Consider the following 17,478-nt stretch of genomic DNA (forward strand, 5'->3'; position numbering starts at 1 on the left):
TGGAAATTTCAATGCGTCGCAGCCTGGTCACAATACTGTTTCTGGCGCTTTGCCTGCCGGTACCGCTGGCGTGGGCGCAGTCCAGCACGCGTACCGAAGGTGACGTTGCCAGTGCCCGCGGCACCTACGAGGCCGAGGTGTCGGTCAACAGCCAGGCCGATGCGGACCGCAACGGGGCATTGGCCCGGGCGTTGGGGTCGGTGCTGGCCAAGCTGTCGGGTGACCGCAGTGCGATGACCCGCCCGGGTGTGGCGCAGGCGCTGCGCAATGCCAAGGACTATGTCGAAAGCTACGACTACCGGCAGGACCAGGGCACCTCCTCCACCGGTGCGCCGAGCTTCCGCACGGTGCTGGTGGCGCGCTTCCGCCAGGACGATGTGGACGGTCTGGTGGCCGCGCTGGGACTGCCGGTGTGGCCGCAGCCGCGGCCCAAGCCGGTGGTGTGGCTGGCCATTGACGATGGCAGCGGTCCGCGTCTGGTCGGCGTGCAGCAGTCCAATGCGGCGCGGGTGTTGCTGGATCGCGCGGTCGAGCGCGGTTACAAGCTGGGGTTGCCGGCTGGCGGCGCGGCCGAGCAGGCGCTGGTCGGAGCGATCTGGCGCGGCGACACGGCGGCGGTGGCACGGGCCTCGGCGCGCTATTCACCGCCGATGCAGCTGATCGGCAAGCTTTACCGGGGGGCTGGCGGCTGGGTGGCCGACTGGGTGTTCGTGGATGGCGGCCGCGAGTTGTCGCGCTGGACCACCCGTGATGGCGATGCCCGCCGGGCGATGGCCGGTGGTGCCGATGGTGCGGCCGATGCGCTGGTCAAGCGCTATGCCAAGGCGTCGGAGTCGGGCAAGGCCGGCGTCTACCGGATTGCGGTAAGCGGTATCCACAGTGCCGACGATTACCTGCGGCTGGCCGCCTCCCTGCAGGGCGTGCCGGTGGTCAAATCGATCATTCCGGTGCAGGCCAGCGCCGACCGGCTGGTGCTGGATCTGGAGTTGATGACGGGTCTGCCGGGCTTCAACCGGATGCTGGGCCAGGATGCGGCCTTGCAGCCGCTGGCACCGGTGGTCGCCAGTGGAAGCGACGAGCCGGCGTCCACGGCTCCCGCATACCAGCAGGCCGAGTACCGCATCCGATGAGCCATTCCGCCGAAGAGGAAATCGCGCTGTTCCTGCGCCGCCTCAAGTGGGTGGTGCTCAGCGCTTTCGGTCTGTGGGTGACCTGGTTGCTGGCGCCGATCCTGACGCCGTTCGTGATCGCCCTGATGCTGGGCTGGCTGGGTGATCCGCTGGTGGATCGGCTGGAAGCGCGCGGGCGCTCGCGCAACACCGCGGTGATTCTGGTGTTCGTGCTGATGACCCTGCTGGTCATACTCGCGCTGCTGATCCTGGTGCCGATGATCCAGCGCCAGATTTCCACGCTGGCGGCGGCACTGCCGCAGGCGCAGGACTGGCTGGTCACCAAGGCGATTCCGTGGATCGAGCAGAAGAGCGGCCTCCAGATCATGGCGTGGCTGGCCCCGGAAAAGCTGTTCGACTGGGTGCGCAGCCACTGGCAGCAGGCCGGCGGTGCAGCGACCGCGCTGTTCGGCTATGTCTCGCGTTCGGGCTTTGCGATGGTGGCACTGGTGGTCAATCTGGCGCTGCTGCCGATCCTGACCTACTACTTCCTGCGCGACTGGGACAAGCTGATTGAACGGGTGGCCTCGCTGATCCCGCGCAACCATATCGAGACCGTGTCGCGTCTTGCCAGGGAATCCAACGACGTGCTGGGCGCGTTCATCCGCGGCCAGATCGCGGTGATGATCGCGCTGGGTGTGGTGTACGCCGCGGGCCTGTCGCTGGTCGGATTGAACCTGGGGCTGTTGATCGGCCTGGTGGCCGGGCTGATCAGCTTCATCCCGTATCTGGGGGCGACCACCGGCGTGGTACTGGCGATCCTGGCGGCGCTGGTGCAGGCACAGGGCATCGACCTGCAGCTGCTGGTGCTGGTGGGGGTGGTGTTCACGGTCGGCCAGCTGCTGGAAAGCTACGTGCTGACCCCGCGTATCGTCGGCGACAAGATCGGTCTGCATCCGGTGGCGGTGATCTTCGCGGTGATGGCCGGTGGGCAGCTGTTCGGCTTTCTGGGCATGCTGCTGGCGCTGCCGGCGGCGGCGATCATCAATGTATTGCTGCGGTATGCGCATGAGCGCTATCGCCATAGTGAGTTGTATGCCGGCCAGCAACAGGCGTCGGTGATCGTGGTGGATCCGCGTGGTGACACGCTCGCGGACGGAAAGATCGTGTTGAAGGACGTTGAACCGAAGTGAGCGTGCCGCAGTTGCCCCTGGTCTTGCGCTATCCGCCAGACCAGCGATTCGAGAATTTCATCGGTGCGCCGGATGGCGTGCTGGCCCAGTTGCGTGCGATTGCGGCTGGCAGCAGTCGCGATTGGACCTATCTGGCCGGCGCCGCCGGGACCGGCAAGACCCATCTGGCCTTGGCGCTGTGCGCGGCGACCGAACAGTCGGGAAGGGCTCCGGCTTACTTCCCGCTGGCCGCGGCGCAAGGCCGTCTGCGTGATGCGCTGGAGGCCCTGGAAGGGCGCGAGGTCATTGCGCTCGATGGCCTGGAGGCCATTGCCGGGCAGCGCGAGGCGGAGGTCGCGTTGTTCGATTTCCACAACCGCGCACGCGCCGCTGGCGTGACCTTGCTCTATACCGCGCGGGCCACGCCCGAGGCGCTCGGGCTGGTGCTGCCGGACCTGCGCTCGCGGCTGTCGCAGTGCGGGCGCATCCTGCTGTCGCCGCTGGATGACGAAGGCCGCGGTGCGGTATTGCGCGAGCGCGCCATCCGCCGGGGACTGGCGCTGGATGAGGCCGCCATCGACTGGTTGCTCACCCGCACCGATCGCGACCTGAGCGGATTGGTGGCGCTGCTGGAACGACTGGACCGCGAATCGCTGGCGGCCAAGCGCCGCATCACCGTGCCGTTCCTCAAGCGTGTGCTGGAAAGCCTGCCGCCGGAAGCCTGATCAGGCGTTTTCCCCGCGCAGCTGGAGCTCCAGCTGGTGCAGGCGTTGCGGTGTTCCCACATCGGTCCAGTGGCCGCGATGGTGCTGGCCCGTCACCAGGCCGCGGGCCATCGCCGCACGCAGCAGCGGCGCCAGCTTGAAGCGCGGCGGTCGCTGTGTGCTGCCGTCGTCCTCCCCGATCACCTGCTGCCAGTCGCGCAGCAGTGCCGGCGCATATAGCCCGACGCCGGAGAAGGTCAGGCGCGCTAGTGTGCCCTGGTCGTGCATCAGGCCGTTGCCGTCCAGAATGAAATCGCCATGCGGGTGATGCTCGGGGTTCTCGACCAGCACCAGGTGGGCCAGGCCTTCCGGCCGGGCGGGAAGCCGGGCGAAGTCGAAATCCGTCCAGATATCGCCGTTGACCGCGATGAATGGCGCGTCCCCCAGCAGCGGCAGGGCGTTGAGCATGCCGCCACCGGTTTCCAGCGGAACCGGGCCTTCCTGGATGAAATGCAGCCGCAGATTCCAACGGCTGCCATCGCCGAGTTGCTGCGGAAACTGCGCGGCCAGCCAACTGGTGTTGATCACCACCTCCTGGATTCCGAGCGCGGCCAGGCGTTGCAGATGCCATTCGATCAGCCGCTTGCCGGCTACGGCCAGCAGCGGTTTGGGCGTGTGGTCGGTGAGCGGGCGCATGCGCTCGCCCAGCCCTGCCGCAAAAATCAGGGCTTTCATGGGATTTCCCGGGTCGCCAATGCAGGTTTGATCAGCGACTCCAGCAGCGTGGCCAGTGGCGCCAGCTGCGGATGACGCGGCAGCACTTCTTCCAGATAGGCGATGAAGCGTGGCACGTCGGCGAGGTACTTGGATTTGCCGTCGCGGTAATGCAGCCGCGCGAAGATGCCCAGGATCTTCAGATGGCGCTGCACGCCCATCCAGTCGGCATCGCGCAGGAACACCGGCAGCGGTGGCACCGGGATACCGGCGGCCTGCGCGCGCTGGTGGTAGTGCGTCAGCCAGCCGTCCACGCGCTGCAGGGGCCAGCTGAGGAAGGCGTCCTTGAACAGGCTTATCGCGTCATAGGCCACCGGTCCGCGTACCGTGTCCTGGAAATCCAGCACCGCCGGGCCGTCTGCCACCGGCATCAGGTTGCGCGGCATGAAGTCGCGGTGCACCAGCACGCGGGTCTGTGCGTGGGCGTTGTCCATCAGCCGGCGCTGCACCAGCTCAAGCTGTTCGGACTGGTCGCAGTCCAGGGTGATGCCGAGGTGGCGGCCGAGGAACCATTCCTCGAACAGCCCCGCGTCGCGTTGCAGCAGAGCCTCGCCGAACTCGCCCATCCCCGCCGGTGCGGGGATCCGCTGGATCGCCAGCAGCTGGCTGATCGCCGCATCGAAATGCGCATCGGCGTTGTCCGCGTCCAGGACCAGCGCCAGGGTCGGACCGCCGAGGTCTTCCAGTAGCAGGAAACCGTTGTCCACGTCACGCTGCAGCACCTGCGGCACACGCACACCATGGTGTTGGAACAGGTCATGGATGCGCAGCCACGGGCGCACATCCTCCTTGTCCGGCGGCGAGTCCATCACGATGCGGCTGGCGCCGGCGCCCTGGCTGCGCCAGTAGCTGCGGAAGCCGGCATCGACGGAGGCGCGATGCACGGTGGCGGTGGCATCGCCCAGCGCATGACGCGCCCAGTCCAGACGTTGCTGCGCGCGGAGATCTTCGGAGGAGATATCAGGGGTCATCAGACAGAGGGTTGCCTGCCCGGTGGGACAGGCGGAAAAGGAATCAGGACTCAGCGCTTGCCGCTGACCAGGCGCAACAGCGCCAGGATGGCGACGGCGCCGAGGATGGCGCCGAGGAAACCGGCCGGTTGCCCGGCGGTGTACCAGCCCATCTCGCGACCGAACCAGCCGGCGAACACCGCCCCGGCGATGCCGAGCACGAGGGTCAGCAGGCAGCCCATGCGGTTGTTGCCGGGCATGAAAAAGCGCCCGAGCAGGCCGACAACGAAGCCGATCAGGATGATGTACAGCCAGCTGTCGCTGCCAAACAGTCCGCTCATGTGCCCGTCTGCCATAAAGAAAGACGCAGCCTAGCAAGGCCAGGCTGCGTCCGTCATCAAGCGCTCAGTCGCTCAGCAGCAGCCGTGGCCGCCGTGGCGGGTGCCGCTGTCGGCAGCCACCGGCGAACCGCTGGTCTCGCCACGCAGGCTGGCGGCGTGGTGGTCGAACAGCACCTTGGACACGCAGGAGGTGACGCGCTTTCCCATCGGGATGTGCAGGAACTCGTTCGGACCGTGGGCATTGGAATGCGGGCCCAGCACGCCGGTGATCATGAACTGCGCACCCGGGAACTTTTCGCCCAGCATGCCCATGAACGGGATCGAGCCACCTTCGCCCATGTACATGGCCGGCTTGCCGAAGAACGCCTGGCTGGCATCGTCGATCGACTTCTCCAGCCACGGCGCCATCGCCGGCGCGTTCCAGCCGGTGGAGGCTTTTTCCAGCTCCAGGCTGACGTGGGCGCCGTTGGGCGGGTCACGCAGCAGGGCTTCCTTCAGCAGTTCGCCGCAGGCCTTGCCATTGGCGGTCGGCGGCAGGCGCAGCGACAGCTTCACCGAGGTTTCCGGACGCAGCACGTTGCCGGCCGATTCCAGCGGCGGCATGCCACCGATGCCGGTGACCGACAGCGCCGGGCGCCAAGTGCGGTTGAGCACCAGTTCGGTCAGCTCATCGCTCATCGGCTTGAGGCCGTCGACCAGCGGGAACTTGTCGAAGATGGCGGTATCGACTACGTCGGCGGCGCGCTTGGCCTGTTCCAGGCGCTCGGCGGGGATTTCGGTGTGCAGGCCCTCGAGCAGGATGCGGCCGGTGTTCTCGTCCTCGATGCGCGACAGCAGCTGGCGCAGCAGGCGGAAAGAGGATGGCACCACACCGGAGGCATCACCGGAGTGCACGCCCTCGTTGAGCACCTTGACCGTGACGTTGCCGCCAGTCAGGCCGCGCAGCGAGGTGGTGCACCACAGCTGGTCGTAGTTGGCGCAGCCCGAATCCAGGCACACCACCAGCGACGGCTGACCGATGCGCTCGGCCAGGTGGTCGACGTAAGCCGGCAGATCGTAGGAACCGGATTCCTCGCAGGCCTCGATCAGGATCACGCAGCGGGCGTGCGGCAGACCCTGTTCCTGCAGCGCGAGAATGGCGGCCAGCGAGCCGAAGATCGCGTAGCCGTCGTCGGCACCGCCGCGGCCGTACAGCTTGTCACCGCGCAGCACCGGCTTCCACGGACCGAGGTCGTCGTCCCAGCCGGTCATTTCCGGCTGCTTGTCCAGGTGACCGTAGAGCAGCACGGTGTCGTCGCCGGTTTCCGGGCCGGTTGCCGGGATTTCAAGGAAGATCAATGGAGTACGGCCTTCCAGGCGGACCACTTCGACCAGCAGACCGGGGATGTTCTGTGCCTTGGCCCAGCGCTCCATCAGGTCCACCGCCTGGTCCATGTAGCCATTGGCGACCCAATTGGCGTCGAACATCGGCGACTTGTTGGGGATGCGGATGTAATCGACCAGTTGCGGGACGATATCGGTGTCCCACTTGTCGCTGAGAAATTGGCCGATCTTGGCGCTGTCCATCTGGAACTCCGGTAGCAATGTCAGGTGCAACCATTCTACGCCGACGGCTTGTAGGGTTTTTCCTACACGCGATCGGGTAGTTCGCTGGCTGTGTCACAGCGGTGTGACGGATACGCTGTGTTCACGTGGCGCGGGACACTGGTCTGGCCGGCGGGGATGCCGGCAACTCCAATCCAAACCACAAGGAATGCAGCGATGAAGCTTTTTACCGTGACGCTCAAGTCATTGGTTCTGGCGTTGTTGTTGACCGCATCGGCGTATGCCACGGACAAGGTCGACATCAATACCGCCTCTGCGGCGGAGCTGGACCGGGTATTGGTGAATGTCGGCCCAGCGAAGGCGCAGGCAATCGTCGATCACCGACAGGCAAACGGACCCTTCAAAAGCGTCGAGGAACTGGCGCTGGTCAAGGGGATCGGATTGAAGACGGTCGAACGGAATCGGGACCAGATCGAAGTGGGGGCCGGAGCTGCCCCCGCCAAGAAGGCTGCCACGACGGCGGCTGCCAGACCGATAGAGCGGCGCTGAGCGGAACGGAATCGCATGAGACCACAGAGGGACAGGTGGTCCAGGGAGCCCGATCGAGCCGGATGCTCACAGGCAGGATGCCGGGGGAAGGCAGGATGCCAACATGGATGTAGAGATCGCCTGGTGATGCACAGTGACGTGCAGCCGGGCGATTTTTTTTGGGGCTTATGCAGGCGGCGGAGCGTGGATCTGCCAGGCGGCCGATAGGGGGCAGCGGTGCCCGGGGATGGGAGCCCCTGCGTCCGGACCGGTGCATCTGGCCAGCATGGGGAGGCGGCGCGCTGGCGCAGCGATTGCCCGGGTGATACCAATGCGCAGGCCGGCACGTGGCCGGCGTGTCTGCACGATTCCCGACGCGCGATGGCAGAGCCGTCCCCATGGCGACGGTCTGTGGCTGACCCGGATGGTGCACGCCCTGGGAGCCAGGGCGAGCTCAGCGCCGGATCAGACCAGCCCGGTGGCGTAGTAGACGCCGATGATCGCAAACACCGCCAGGGTCTTGATGACGGTGATGGCGAAGATGTCCTTGTAGGACTGGCGATGGGTCAGGCCGGTCACCGCCAGCACGGTGATCACCGCGCCATTGTGCGGCAGGGTATCCATGCCGCCGGAGGCCATCGCCGCCACGCGGTGCAGTACCTCCATCGGAATGCCGGCGGCCTGTGCGTTGGCGATGAAGCTGTCGGCCATCGCCGCCAGTGCGATGGACATGCCGCCGGAGGCCGAGCCGGTGATACCGGCCATCGCCGTCACCGACACCGCTTCGTTGACCAGCGGATTGGGGATCGAGCCCAGCGCGTTGGCCACGACCAGAAAACCGGGCAGGGCGGCAATCACCGCGCCAAAACCATATTCCGAGGCGGTGTTCATCGAGGCCAGCATGGCGCCGCCGATGGCCGACTTGGTGCCCTCGGCAAACGCGCTGACCACCGGCTTCCAGGCGAAGGCGATCACGCTGAGGATGCCCACCAGCAGCGCGCCCTGTACCGCCCAGATGGCGGCCATCTTCGACACTTCCTGGACCACCGGTGCCGGGTTGCCGATCACCGCCGGGATGAAGGACTGGCTTTCACCGTAGAAACCGGGAATCCAGCGGGTGAACAGGTAGTTGGAAACGCCGACCAGCAACAGCGGCAGCAGCGCCACCGCCGGATGGGCCAGCGCTTCGCCGCGGAAGGGCTCCGGTTCGTTGAGCAGCGGCGCGCTGCCGGCATAGCCTTCGCCGGCGGCCATTGCGGCGCGGCGGCGCCATTCCAGATAGCCCATGCCCAGCGCCAGGATGATCACCGTCCCAATCACGCCCAGCGTCGGTGCGGCCCAGCTGGTGGTGCCGAAGAAGCTGCTGGGAATGATGTTCTGGATCTGCGGCGTGCCCGGCAGCGCGTCCATGGTAAAGGTGAAGGCGCCCAGCGCGATGGTGCCGGGAATCAGCCGCTTGGGGATATTGCTCTGGCGGAACAGCTCGGCGGCGAACGGATAGACCGCAAACACCACCACGAACAGCGACACGCCGCCGTAGGTGAGCAGACCGCAGACCAGCACGATGGAGAGCATCGCCCGCTGTGCGCCGACCAGCTTGATGGTCGCACTGACGATGGATTTGGAAAAACCCGAGATCTCGATCAGCTTGCCGAACACCGCGCCGAGCAGGAACACCGGGAAGTACAGCTTCAGGAACCCGACCATCTTGTCCATGAACAGCCCGGTGAACATCGGCTGGACCAGCGACGGATCGGTCAGCAGCACCGCGCCCAGCGCCGCCACCGGCGCGAACAGGATCACGCTGTAGCCACGGTAGGCCACGAACATCAGGAAGCACAGGGCCGCCAATACGATCAGAAACGACATCCACGGCTCCCGGCCAATCACGTTGCCGGCGAGTATCCGCAGCCCGGACCGGGCGGCCCACTGTACGAAGGGACGATACGCGGCCGCCTAACGTCCCGTTAACGTGCGCAGCATGGCGGCATCCGCATGCCGCTACGTCATACCCGGGAGGAGGGAGACAATGAAGCGCAAGTATTTGAGCATGGCCATCGGTGGCATCCTGCTGGCGCCGGCCGCATTCGTGCAGGCACAGGAACAGAAGGCCGTACCAGCCGGCACCCAGGCCACGCAGCTGGACGAGGTGACCGTCACCGCACGCCGCCGCAGCGAGTCCATCCAGGACGTGCCAGTGGCGGTGAGCGCCTTTGGCGAGGAGCAGATCAAGGATCTGCAGGCCTCGACCGTGGAAGGGCTGCAGGGCGCCGTTCCGAACATGAACATCGCCCAGGGCCGTGGTTCGGCCAACAGTGTCAACGTCTTCATCCGCGGCATCGGCCAGCCCGACGCGCTGCAGACCTTTGATCCGGGCGTGGGCATGTACGTCGATGACGTCTACTACTCGCGCATCAACGGTGCACTGTTCTCGCTGTTCGACATCCAGCAGCTGGAAGTGCTGCGCGGCCCGCAGGGCACCCTGTACGGCAAGAACTCCACCGGTGGCGCGATCAAGCTGACCACCAAGAATCCGTTCGACAACGAAGGCGGCGCGGTGGAAGTCACCGCCGGCGACTACGGCCGCCTGGAAGGCCGCTTCTATGTGTCGGGCAAGTTGAGTGACACCGTGGCTGCCAGCATCGCCGGGGCCAAGATCACCAACGACGGCTACGTGAAGGATGCCGTTACCGGCAAGCACTACAACGATGACGACACCGAGGCGCTGCGCCTGAAGCTGGCATTCAAGCCGACCGACAATTTCAGTGCGGTGCTGTCGCTGGATACCACCCGGCAGGATGCGGCCTTGACGCTGGGCCGGCCGATGGCGCCGCTGCTGCAGACCAGTCTGGCCCCGGCCGGCGTGATCGTGCTGCAGCCGGGCGAAACCGGTGAATGGAACCGTCGTGCGCAGACCTCGTTCACCGATGGCCAGGGACAGTACCTGAAGCACTCCGGTGCGTCGCTGGCGATGGACTGGGACATCAATGAACAGTGGATGCTCAAGAGCATCAGTTCCTACCGCAAGCTCAAGACCCAGTCGTACATCGACATCGACGCCTCCGAATACGAACTGGGCGACGTGCTGGTGGCGCTGGACCAGGACCAGCGCAGCCAGGAGTTCCAGCTGCATTACGACAACGGTTCCAACGTGCATGCCACCTTCGGTGCGTACTACATGAAGGAGAACGTGCCGTCGTACCAGGAAGCCTACGCCGATGACCTGTTCTCCTTCCTGGGCGCCAAGGTGCCGTTCCTGCGCACGATCCGGGACGATCTGAGCACCACCTCGACCGCCGCGTTCGCCCATCTGAACTGGGAGTTCGTACCGACCTGGACCGTGGCCGCCGGCGTGCGCTGGACCAAGGACAAAAAGGATTACGAACGCTCCACCAGCACCTTCTGGGGTGCCCCGTTCGCCAGCCTCAATGGAACGGTGGCGTTCGATGCCAGGGCCTCGTGGACGGCGGTAACGCCGTCGGTCAGCCTGCAGAAGGAATTCAGCGACGACCTGATGGGCTATGTGTCGGCCAACCGCGGCTTCAAGTCGGGCGGCTTCAATGGCCGCGCCAATACCGTCTATGACACCCAGAACGCCAAGTTCGATCCGGAATACGTGTGGACCTACGAGCTGGGCCTGAAGGGCAGCTCAGCCGACCGCCGTTTCCGCGGCAGCGCGGCGGCGTTCTATAGCAACTACAGCGACTTCCAGGCCCGTGTGTCGCAGGACGTGGGTACCTTCCCGGTGCTCAACGCGGCCAAGCTCAACATCAAGGGCATCGAGCTGGAAGGCAGTGCGCTGCTGGGCGAGGCCACCACGCTGAGCGCGCAGCTGGGCTGGATGGACGCCAAGTACGACAAGTTCGAGGACTTCCGCCTGGATCCGTCCTACCCGGGTTTCGATCCGAACGTGAGCCACGACCACGTGCCGTTCTCGCCGGACTGGACCGCCCGCGTCGCCCTGCAGCATGTGTTCTCGCTGGGTGACAACGGCAACCTGACCTTCGGCGGGGATGTCTCCTACCGGGGTGACACCTGGCTGTCGGTGGACAACCGTGCAGTGCTCAGCCAGGACGCCTATACGCTGGTCGGCGCCTACGGCGTGTGGGATTCGCCGCAGATGGCCTGGCAGATCCGCGCCGGTGTGCGCAACCTGACCGACAAGCAGTACAAGACCGAAGGCCAGGAGTTCGCCAGCGTCGGCAACATCCAGACCGCCTACTACGGTCTGCCGCGCAACTGGTACATGTCGGTGCGTTACAACTTCTGATCGGCTGATCGGAAGCAACCTCGGGCGGCGGCATGTCTGACGGCATGCCGCCGCTCTCGTATTCTGTGTCCGCCTCCGCCGATGGGGGCGATCAACGGCAAGGGGATGCGGCAGGCATGTTGAGTCTGGTCACGGTGGCGCTGGCGGGGCTGGCCTGGCTGGCGCTGATGTTCGGCACGGCGCTATACGGCGAGCGGCGTCCGGCCGCGTTCGCACGGCATTGGCGGCATGTGTATGCGCTGTCGCTGGCGGTGCACTGCACCTCGTGGACCTTCTACGGCACGGTGACCCAGGCCAAGCGCTATGGCTGGCCGCTGCCGCCGACCTTCGTCGGCGCGATCCTGTTCTATGCGCTGGCCATGGGGGTGATGGTGCGGCTGGTGCGGCTGGCGCGCGAGACCAACGCCACCTCGCTGGCCGACCTGATCGCCGCACGGCTGGGACGCGATGCGTGGCTGGCGGCCACGGTCACGCTGGTGACGGTGCTGGGCCTGATTCCCTATATCGCGCTGCAGCTCAAAGCGGTGGCGATGAGCTTCAGCATGATCACCTTCCGCTCCGCCGATGCCGGCCAGGGCGGGGCGCTGTGGCACGACAGCGCGCTGTATGTGGCGCTGGCGATGGCGCTGTTCGCGATGCTGTTTGGCGCGCGCCGGGCCAGTGTTTCCGAACACAACCGCGGGCTGGTGCTGGCGATGGCGGTGGAGTCGCTGTTCAAGCTCACCGCGATGCTGGCGCTGGGCGCGTTTGTCTGGTTCGGGCTGGGGGATCTGCCGGCGGCCGCCGTGGCGCCATCCCCTTCGCCGGCACCGGCCCCGGCCGGCGGTTTCGTCCCGCTGGTGCTGCTGGGCGGACTGGCGATGTTCCTGCTGCCGCACCAGTTCCATGTCGGGGTGGTGGAGTGCCGGGATCCGGCCGATGTGCGCACCGCGCGCTGGCTGTTTCCGCTGTACCTGCTGCTGATCGCGCTGCCGATCCTGCCGCTGGCCCGCGCCGGCACCGCGCTGCTGGGCGATACGGTGCCCAGCGACATGTACACCCTGGCGCTGCCATTCGCCGCCGGCCATGAGGGTATCGCGCTGTTCGCATTCCTCGGTGGCCTGAGCGCAGCCACCGGCATGGTGGTGGTGAGCACGCTGACGCTGAGCCTGATGATCGGCAACCACTGGTTCGCGCCGGGGCTGCTGCGCGGGGTGTGGGCGCGCGCCGGCGGCGGCGACCACCGCGGCGAGCTGCTGTGGCTGCGGCGCACCGGCATCTGCGTGATCATGCTGCTGGCCTGGGCTTACAGCCGGTTGATCGGCGGTGGCAACGTGCTGGCCGATATCGGTGCGGTGTCGTTCTCGGCGCTGGCCACCCTGCTGCCGGTGCTGGGGTTTGCGATCTGGCGGCCGCAGACGCCGCCGCGCGCGGCCATTGCCGGGGTGCTGGCCGGTTTCGTCACCTGGGCGTGGGTGCTGCTGGTGCCGTCGCTGCTGGAAGGCGGCGGACATGCGCCGTCGTGGCTGGCGCACGGGCCCTTCGGCTGGCACTGGCTGGCGCCGGAAGCGCTGTTCGGCCTCACCGGCTGGAGCCCGCTGGGCCGCGCGGTGGGGGCCAGTTTCTTTGTGGGTACGGCGGTGACGCTGCTGGCGATGGTGTGGCGGCGCGACACCCCGCATCGCGCCAGCCGCAATCTGGATGCCGATACCCTGCGTGATGCCGGTCGCCGGTTCCTGCCACACGAGCGGGTGGAACTGTTGCTGGCCGAGGCGCCGCGCAACGGCGCGGTACCGGCGTCGATCGAGGCGCAGATCGAGCGCGAGCTGTCGGCGGTGCTGGGTGCGGCGTCGGCGCGGCTGCTGCTGGATGCAGCGCGCAAGGAAAGCGGACAGCTGGCCACGGTGGCGGCGATCGTCAGCGAGGCGTCACTGGATCTGCGTTTCAACCAGCAGGTGTTGCAAGCGGCGCTGCAGAACATGAGCCAGGGCATCAGCGTGATCGACCGCGAGCAGCGGCTGGTGGCATGGAACCGGCGCTATGCGCGCATGTTCGGCTTTCCGGAGGAGCTGCTGCAGGTCGGGCGGCCGATCGGCGATCTCACCGCGTGGGCACTGGAGCGGATGCCGGCGCGCGGGCAGGGCGAAAAAGCCGCCGAGCGGCGTCTGGCCTTCATGCGTGCCGGCACTGCACACCTGACCGAGCGGGTATTTCCCGATGGCAGCATCGTCGAGATCCGCGGCAATCCGATGCCGGGGGGCGGCTTCGTGGCCACCTTCACCGATGTCACCGCATTCCGCCGCAACGAGCGCGAACTCAAACGCAGCAACGAGACGCTGGAGCAGCGCGTTGGTGAGCGCACCGCGCTGCTGGAATCGGCCAAGCGCGAGGCCGAGCGCGCCAACGATGCCAAAAGCCGCTTCCTGGCCGCGGTCGGCCACGATCTTCTGCAGCCGCTGCATGCTGCGCACCTGTTTACCGACACGCTGGCGCAACAGGTGGAAGCGCCGCAGCAGAAGCAGGCGGTGGTGCAGATCCGCGGCGCGCTGGATTCCACCACCGATCTGTTGACCGGTCTGTTCGACATGTCGCGCCTGGAGGCCGGGGGGCTGGTACCCCAGCCGCGCGCGCTGCCGCTGGCCGAAGTGCTCGATCCGCTGGCCTCGGAATTCCGCGCGCTGGCCAACGCGCGCGGGCTGCGCTTCGGTTACGTCTCCACCGGCGCCTGGGTGCACAGCGATCCGCAGCTGCTGCGGCGGGTGCTGCAGAACTTCCTGGCCAACGCGGTGCGGTATACCGCCCGTGGGGGCGTGCTGCTGGGCGTACGTCGCCACGGGCAGACGCTGCGGGTGGAGGTGCACGACACCGGGCCGGGCATTGCAGATTCCGAACGCGCGGCGATCTTCGAGGAATTCCGCCGTGGCGAGGATGCCGCCGGACAGGGGCTGGGACTGGGACTGGCGATCGCCGACCGCATTGCCGGCCTGCTTGATGCGCCGCTGTCGCTGCGCAGCCGGGTCGGCCATGGCACCGTGTTCGGAGTGACGCTGCCGGCCGTGTCACGGCCGGTGCCGATGCCATCGCCGCCGTTGCCGCGCCCGGCGCCCGGCAGCGGACTGCCGGTGCTGGTGGTGGACAACGATCCGATGGCGTTGCAGGCGCTGGCGACACTGCTGCGCGGCTGGGGCTACACGGTGGCCGAGGCGGCCGGTGAGGCGCAGGCGGTGGCGGCGATGGAGCGCGAGGCGGCGAGCTTGTGGCTGTTCGACTACAACCTGGATGACGGCGATACCGGCACCGCGCTGCAGGCGCGGCTGGGCGAGCGCTTCGGGCCGCGGCCAACGCTGATCCTCAGCGCCGATGACAGTCTGGCCACGCGCCGCGAGGTGATGGAGCTGGGTCTGACCCTGCTGCACAAGCCGGTGCGGCCCCTGGCATTGAAGTCGATCATGGACCGCCTGCTGGCCTCGCACCGGCTGGCGGTGGTCACCTGACAGGTGGCATCGCAGCAGCCCGACCGCCAGGCCGGGCCGCTTGCGGCGAGTTCAGGCGGCGCCGGTCGCTTTACTGAACTCTTCATAGGCGGCCAAGGCGTTGGCCGCATACATCAGCGACGGGCCGCCGCCCATGTAGACCGCCACGCCCAGCATCTCGCGGAATTCTTCCGGTGTCGCGCCCAAGCGGACCAGCGCCTTGGCATGGAAGCCCAGGCAGCCGTCGCAGCGGTTGGCCACGCCGATGGCCATGGCGATCAGCTCCTTGGTCTTCTCATCCAGCGCACCGGGCGCCATCGCGGCCTTGGCCATGGCGTTGAAGCCTTGCATCACTTCGCTGTTGTGGGTGCGCAGCGCGGTGAGATTGCGCGAGATGTCACGGGTCAGCTCGGTGTAGGACGGGGTGGCGGACATGGTGGTTTCCTTGGGTTGGGCGGGGGAGGGGTAAGGTAGGGCTCAGCGGTGCGGCCTGTCCGCGCTGGCGTGTGCGCCGCAGTAGGCCGCGTGGAGCGCCTGCATCACGCCCAGTGCCGGGCTCTCGGCCAGCGAATAGAAGATGGTCTGTGCGTCGCGACGGGTCAGCACCAGCGCCTGTTCGCGCAGCACTGCCAGGTGCTGGGACAGCGCCGACATCGACAGATTCCCCAGCGCCTGCAGTTCGCCCACCGAGGCTTCGCCTTCCACCAGCCGGCACAGCACCCTGAGCCGGGCCGGATGGGCCAGCGATTTGAGCAGACGTGCCGCCTGTTCGGCATGCACGCCCATCTGTTCGTAGTCCTGGTTGCTCGGTGGTGCTGAGGCAGGGATCGACACCGGGGCTTGCTCTTATTTTTAGGATGATCTAATTTAGTATTTACTAAACAAAAAGGCAAATGGTGGCTTCGATGTCCCAGACAGTCATGGCTTCCCCCCAAGTCGAACCGTTCTTCGACAAGGACAGCGGCACCTTCACCTACGTGGTGCACGAGGGCGCGGGCGGTGCGGCGGCGATCATCGATCCGGTGCTGGACTACGATCCGGCCGGTGCACGTATCGCCACCCGCTCGGCCGAGGCGGTGCTGGCCTTCGTCCGCGCCCAGCGCCTGCGCGTCGAGTGGATCCTGGAAACCCACGCCCATGCCGATCATCTCAGCGCCGCCGGCTTCCTCGCCGACGAGCTGCAGGCGCCGGTGGCGATCGGGCGGGGCATCATCCAGGTGCAGCAGCGCTTCAAGGCACTGTTCGGGCTGGGCGAGGAGTTCGTCGCCGACGGCCGCCAGTTCGACCGGCTGTTCGCCGACGGTGACCGTTTCAGTATCGGTGACCTGCAGGCGCGGGTGATCGCCACCCCCGGGCACACCGATGACAGCCTGACCTATGTGATCGGCGATGCCGCGTTCATCGGTGACACCGTGTTCGCGCCGGAAACCGGCACTGCACGCACCGACTTCCCCGGCGGGGACGCGCACCGGCTGTACGCCTCGATCCAGACGATCCTGGCGCTGCCGGCGAGCACGCGCATCTTCCTGTGCCACGACTATCCGGGTGACCGCCGGGCGCCCGAACCGCAGACCAGCGCCGCGCACCAGCTTGAGCACAACGTGCATCTGAAGGGGGGCGTGCAGGAGGCCGATTTCGTGCGCATGCGCCAGCAACGTGACGCCACACTGGCGCCGCCGCGGCTGATCCTGCCGGCGCTGCAGGTGAACATCCGCGGGGGGCGCCTGCCCGAGCCCGACGCCAACGGCATCCGCTATTTCCGCCTGCCGCTGAACCAGCTGGGAGCAGAAGCATGAGCGCCTGGCTGACGCCGCTGGCCGGCGGCATCCTGATCGGCCTGGCGGCGACCCTGCTGCTGTGGCTCAACGGCCGTATCGCCGGCATCAGTGGCATCGTCGGTGGCGTGCTGCTGCCGCGCGCCGGCGAGACCGCCTGGCGGGTGCTGTTCCTGCTCGGGCTGATCGGTGCCGGTGCGGCGTGGCTGCTGCTGGTACCCGGGGCCTATACGCCACGGCAGGGCTTTCCGGTGTGGATGCTGGTCGTTGCCGGCCTGCTGGTCGGTTTTGGCACCCGCATGGGCAACGGCTGCACCAGCGGCCACGGCGTGTGCGGACTGGGGCGGCTGTCACCGCGTTCCTTCGCGGCGGTGCTGACCTTCATGGCCACCGCGATCGTCACCACTTTTGTTGTGAGGCATCTGGCATGAATTCCTCCCGCACCCTGTTCGCCGCGTTGCTGTCCGGCGCGCTGTTCGGTCTGGGCCTGGCGGTATCGGGCATGACCGATCCGCTGCGCATCCTGGGCTTTCTGGATATCGCCGGGGATTTCGATCCGGCGCTGCTGTTCGTGCTCGGCGGGGCGGTGACCACCACGCTGGTGCTGTTCCGCTTCGTGCTCAAGCGGCCAGCGCCGGTGTTTGCCGGCAGCTTCCAGCTGTCTTCGCTGCGCACCCTGGACCGTCCGCTGCTGCTGGGCGCGGCCCTGTTCGGCATCGGCTGGGGCTTGGCCGGCTATTGCCCGGGCCCGGCGCTGGTCGGCCTGGGCGTGGCCTCACCGGAGGCGTTGTGGTTCGTGCCGGCGATGCTGGTCGGCATGTTGCTGCACCGGCTGCTGCGCGGGAGCTGAGGGAGGAG

The 17,478-nt window shown here is 67.1% G+C and carries 16 protein-coding genes; 9 read left to right on the forward strand and 7 right to left on the reverse strand.

What is annotated here, in order from left to right; all coding sequences use genetic code 11:
• The first annotated feature begins 11 nt into the window (after nt 1-11).
• The 3 genes from ACVOMC_RS04210 to hda are packed head-to-tail and all read left to right on the forward strand — an operon-like array spanning nt 12 to nt 3,006.
• Nucleotides 12-1,130: a DUF2066 domain-containing protein gene (locus ACVOMC_RS04210; protein ID WP_481522924.1), complete on the forward strand. Its 1,119-nt coding sequence runs from the start codon at nt 12-14 to the stop codon at nt 1,128-1,130.
• Nucleotides 1,127-2,302 (forward strand): AI-2E family transporter, encoded by a 1,176-nt coding sequence (locus ACVOMC_RS04215; protein WP_057506397.1) that lies wholly within the window; start codon nt 1,127-1,129, stop codon nt 2,300-2,302. Before ACVOMC_RS04210 ends, ACVOMC_RS04215 begins: the two co-directional genes overlap by 4 nt.
• Nucleotides 2,299-3,006, forward strand: a complete 708-nt coding sequence (gene hda, locus ACVOMC_RS04220) for a DnaA regulatory inactivator Hda (protein ID WP_481522925.1) — start codon at nt 2,299-2,301, stop codon at nt 3,004-3,006. Before ACVOMC_RS04215 ends, hda begins: the two co-directional genes overlap by 4 nt.
• Here the strand turns inward: hda and murU are convergent, their stop codons facing one another.
• The 4 genes from murU to ACVOMC_RS04240 all read right to left on the reverse strand — a co-directional run bounded on the left by murU (nt 3,007) and on the right by ACVOMC_RS04240 (nt 6,616).
• The gene (gene murU / locus ACVOMC_RS04225) at nt 3,007-3,720 is read right to left on the reverse strand and encodes an N-acetylmuramate alpha-1-phosphate uridylyltransferase MurU (protein ID WP_481522926.1); all 714 of its coding nucleotides are present in this window, start codon (nt 3,718-3,720) and stop codon (nt 3,007-3,009) included.
• Nucleotides 3,717-4,730, reverse strand: coding sequence for an aminoglycoside phosphotransferase family protein (locus ACVOMC_RS04230; protein ID WP_481522927.1), 1,014 nt, complete (start codon nt 4,728-4,730; stop codon nt 3,717-3,719). Before ACVOMC_RS04230 ends, murU begins: the two co-directional genes overlap by 4 nt.
• A 50-nt stretch (nt 4,731-4,780) precedes the next feature.
• Nucleotides 4,781-5,050, reverse strand: a complete 270-nt coding sequence (locus ACVOMC_RS04235) for a GlsB/YeaQ/YmgE family stress response membrane protein (protein WP_054658605.1) — start codon at nt 5,048-5,050, stop codon at nt 4,781-4,783.
• Between the two features lie 72 nt (nt 5,051-5,122).
• On the reverse strand, nt 5,123-6,616 hold the full coding sequence (locus tag ACVOMC_RS04240; protein WP_481522928.1) for a M20 family metallopeptidase: 1,494 nt from the start codon (nt 6,614-6,616) through the stop codon (nt 5,123-5,125).
• A gap of 195 nt (nt 6,617-6,811) precedes the next feature.
• On the opposite strand from ACVOMC_RS04240, the gene ACVOMC_RS04245 reads away from it, so the two are divergent.
• Nucleotides 6,812-7,144: a ComEA family DNA-binding protein gene (locus tag ACVOMC_RS04245; protein WP_054658609.1), complete on the forward strand. Its 333-nt coding sequence runs from the start codon at nt 6,812-6,814 to the stop codon at nt 7,142-7,144.
• A gap of 444 nt (nt 7,145-7,588) precedes the next feature.
• Here ACVOMC_RS04245 and ACVOMC_RS04250 read toward each other — a convergent pair whose 3' ends face one another.
• Nucleotides 7,589-8,992, reverse strand: a complete 1,404-nt coding sequence (locus tag ACVOMC_RS04250; protein ID WP_054658611.1) for a GntP family permease — start codon at nt 8,990-8,992, stop codon at nt 7,589-7,591.
• Nucleotides 8,993-9,152: 160 nt separating this feature from the next.
• Here ACVOMC_RS04250 and ACVOMC_RS04255 point away from each other — a divergent pair, with 160 nt between their 5' ends.
• Nucleotides 9,153-11,393 carry a TonB-dependent receptor gene (locus ACVOMC_RS04255; RefSeq protein WP_057506420.1) on the forward strand — a complete coding sequence of 747 codons (2,241 nt, stop codon included), beginning with the start codon at nt 9,153-9,155 and terminating at the stop codon, nt 11,391-11,393.
• Between the two features lie 116 nt (nt 11,394-11,509).
• Nucleotides 11,510-14,866, forward strand: a complete 3,357-nt coding sequence (locus tag ACVOMC_RS04260; RefSeq protein WP_481522929.1) for a hybrid sensor histidine kinase/response regulator — start codon at nt 11,510-11,512, stop codon at nt 14,864-14,866.
• 51 nt (nt 14,867-14,917) lie between these two features.
• Here the strand turns inward: ACVOMC_RS04260 and ACVOMC_RS04265 are convergent, their stop codons facing one another.
• Both ACVOMC_RS04265 and ACVOMC_RS04270 read right to left on the reverse strand, forming a co-directional pair.
• Complete coding sequence (locus ACVOMC_RS04265; RefSeq protein ID WP_481522930.1) at nt 14,918-15,280, reverse strand: carboxymuconolactone decarboxylase family protein; 363 nt, start codon at nt 15,278-15,280, stop codon at nt 14,918-14,920.
• A gap of 42 nt (nt 15,281-15,322) precedes the next feature.
• Nucleotides 15,323-15,631: an ArsR/SmtB family transcription factor gene (locus tag ACVOMC_RS04270; RefSeq protein WP_054660536.1), complete on the reverse strand. Its 309-nt coding sequence runs from the start codon at nt 15,629-15,631 to the stop codon at nt 15,323-15,325.
• 119 nt (nt 15,632-15,750) lie between these two features.
• Between ACVOMC_RS04270 and ACVOMC_RS04275 the strand changes: the two genes are divergently transcribed.
• From ACVOMC_RS04275 to ACVOMC_RS04285, 3 genes are read left to right on the forward strand one after another with little or no spacing between them, the layout of a single operon-like run.
• Nucleotides 15,751-16,641, forward strand: coding sequence for an MBL fold metallo-hydrolase (locus ACVOMC_RS04275; RefSeq protein ID WP_481522931.1), 891 nt, complete (start codon nt 15,751-15,753; stop codon nt 16,639-16,641).
• The gene (locus ACVOMC_RS04280) at nt 16,638-17,051 is read left to right on the forward strand and encodes a YeeE/YedE family protein (RefSeq protein ID WP_057506423.1); all 414 of its coding nucleotides are present in this window, start codon (nt 16,638-16,640) and stop codon (nt 17,049-17,051) included. Before ACVOMC_RS04275 ends, ACVOMC_RS04280 begins: the two co-directional genes overlap by 4 nt.
• The gene (locus tag ACVOMC_RS04285) at nt 17,048-17,470 is read left to right on the forward strand and encodes a DUF6691 family protein (protein WP_054660562.1); all 423 of its coding nucleotides are present in this window, start codon (nt 17,048-17,050) and stop codon (nt 17,468-17,470) included. The genes ACVOMC_RS04280 and ACVOMC_RS04285 overlap by 4 nt, the downstream gene beginning before the upstream one ends.
• Nucleotides 17,471-17,478 lie beyond the last annotated feature (8 nt).

It is taken from the genome of Stenotrophomonas sp. STEN014 (assembly GCF_056760315.1).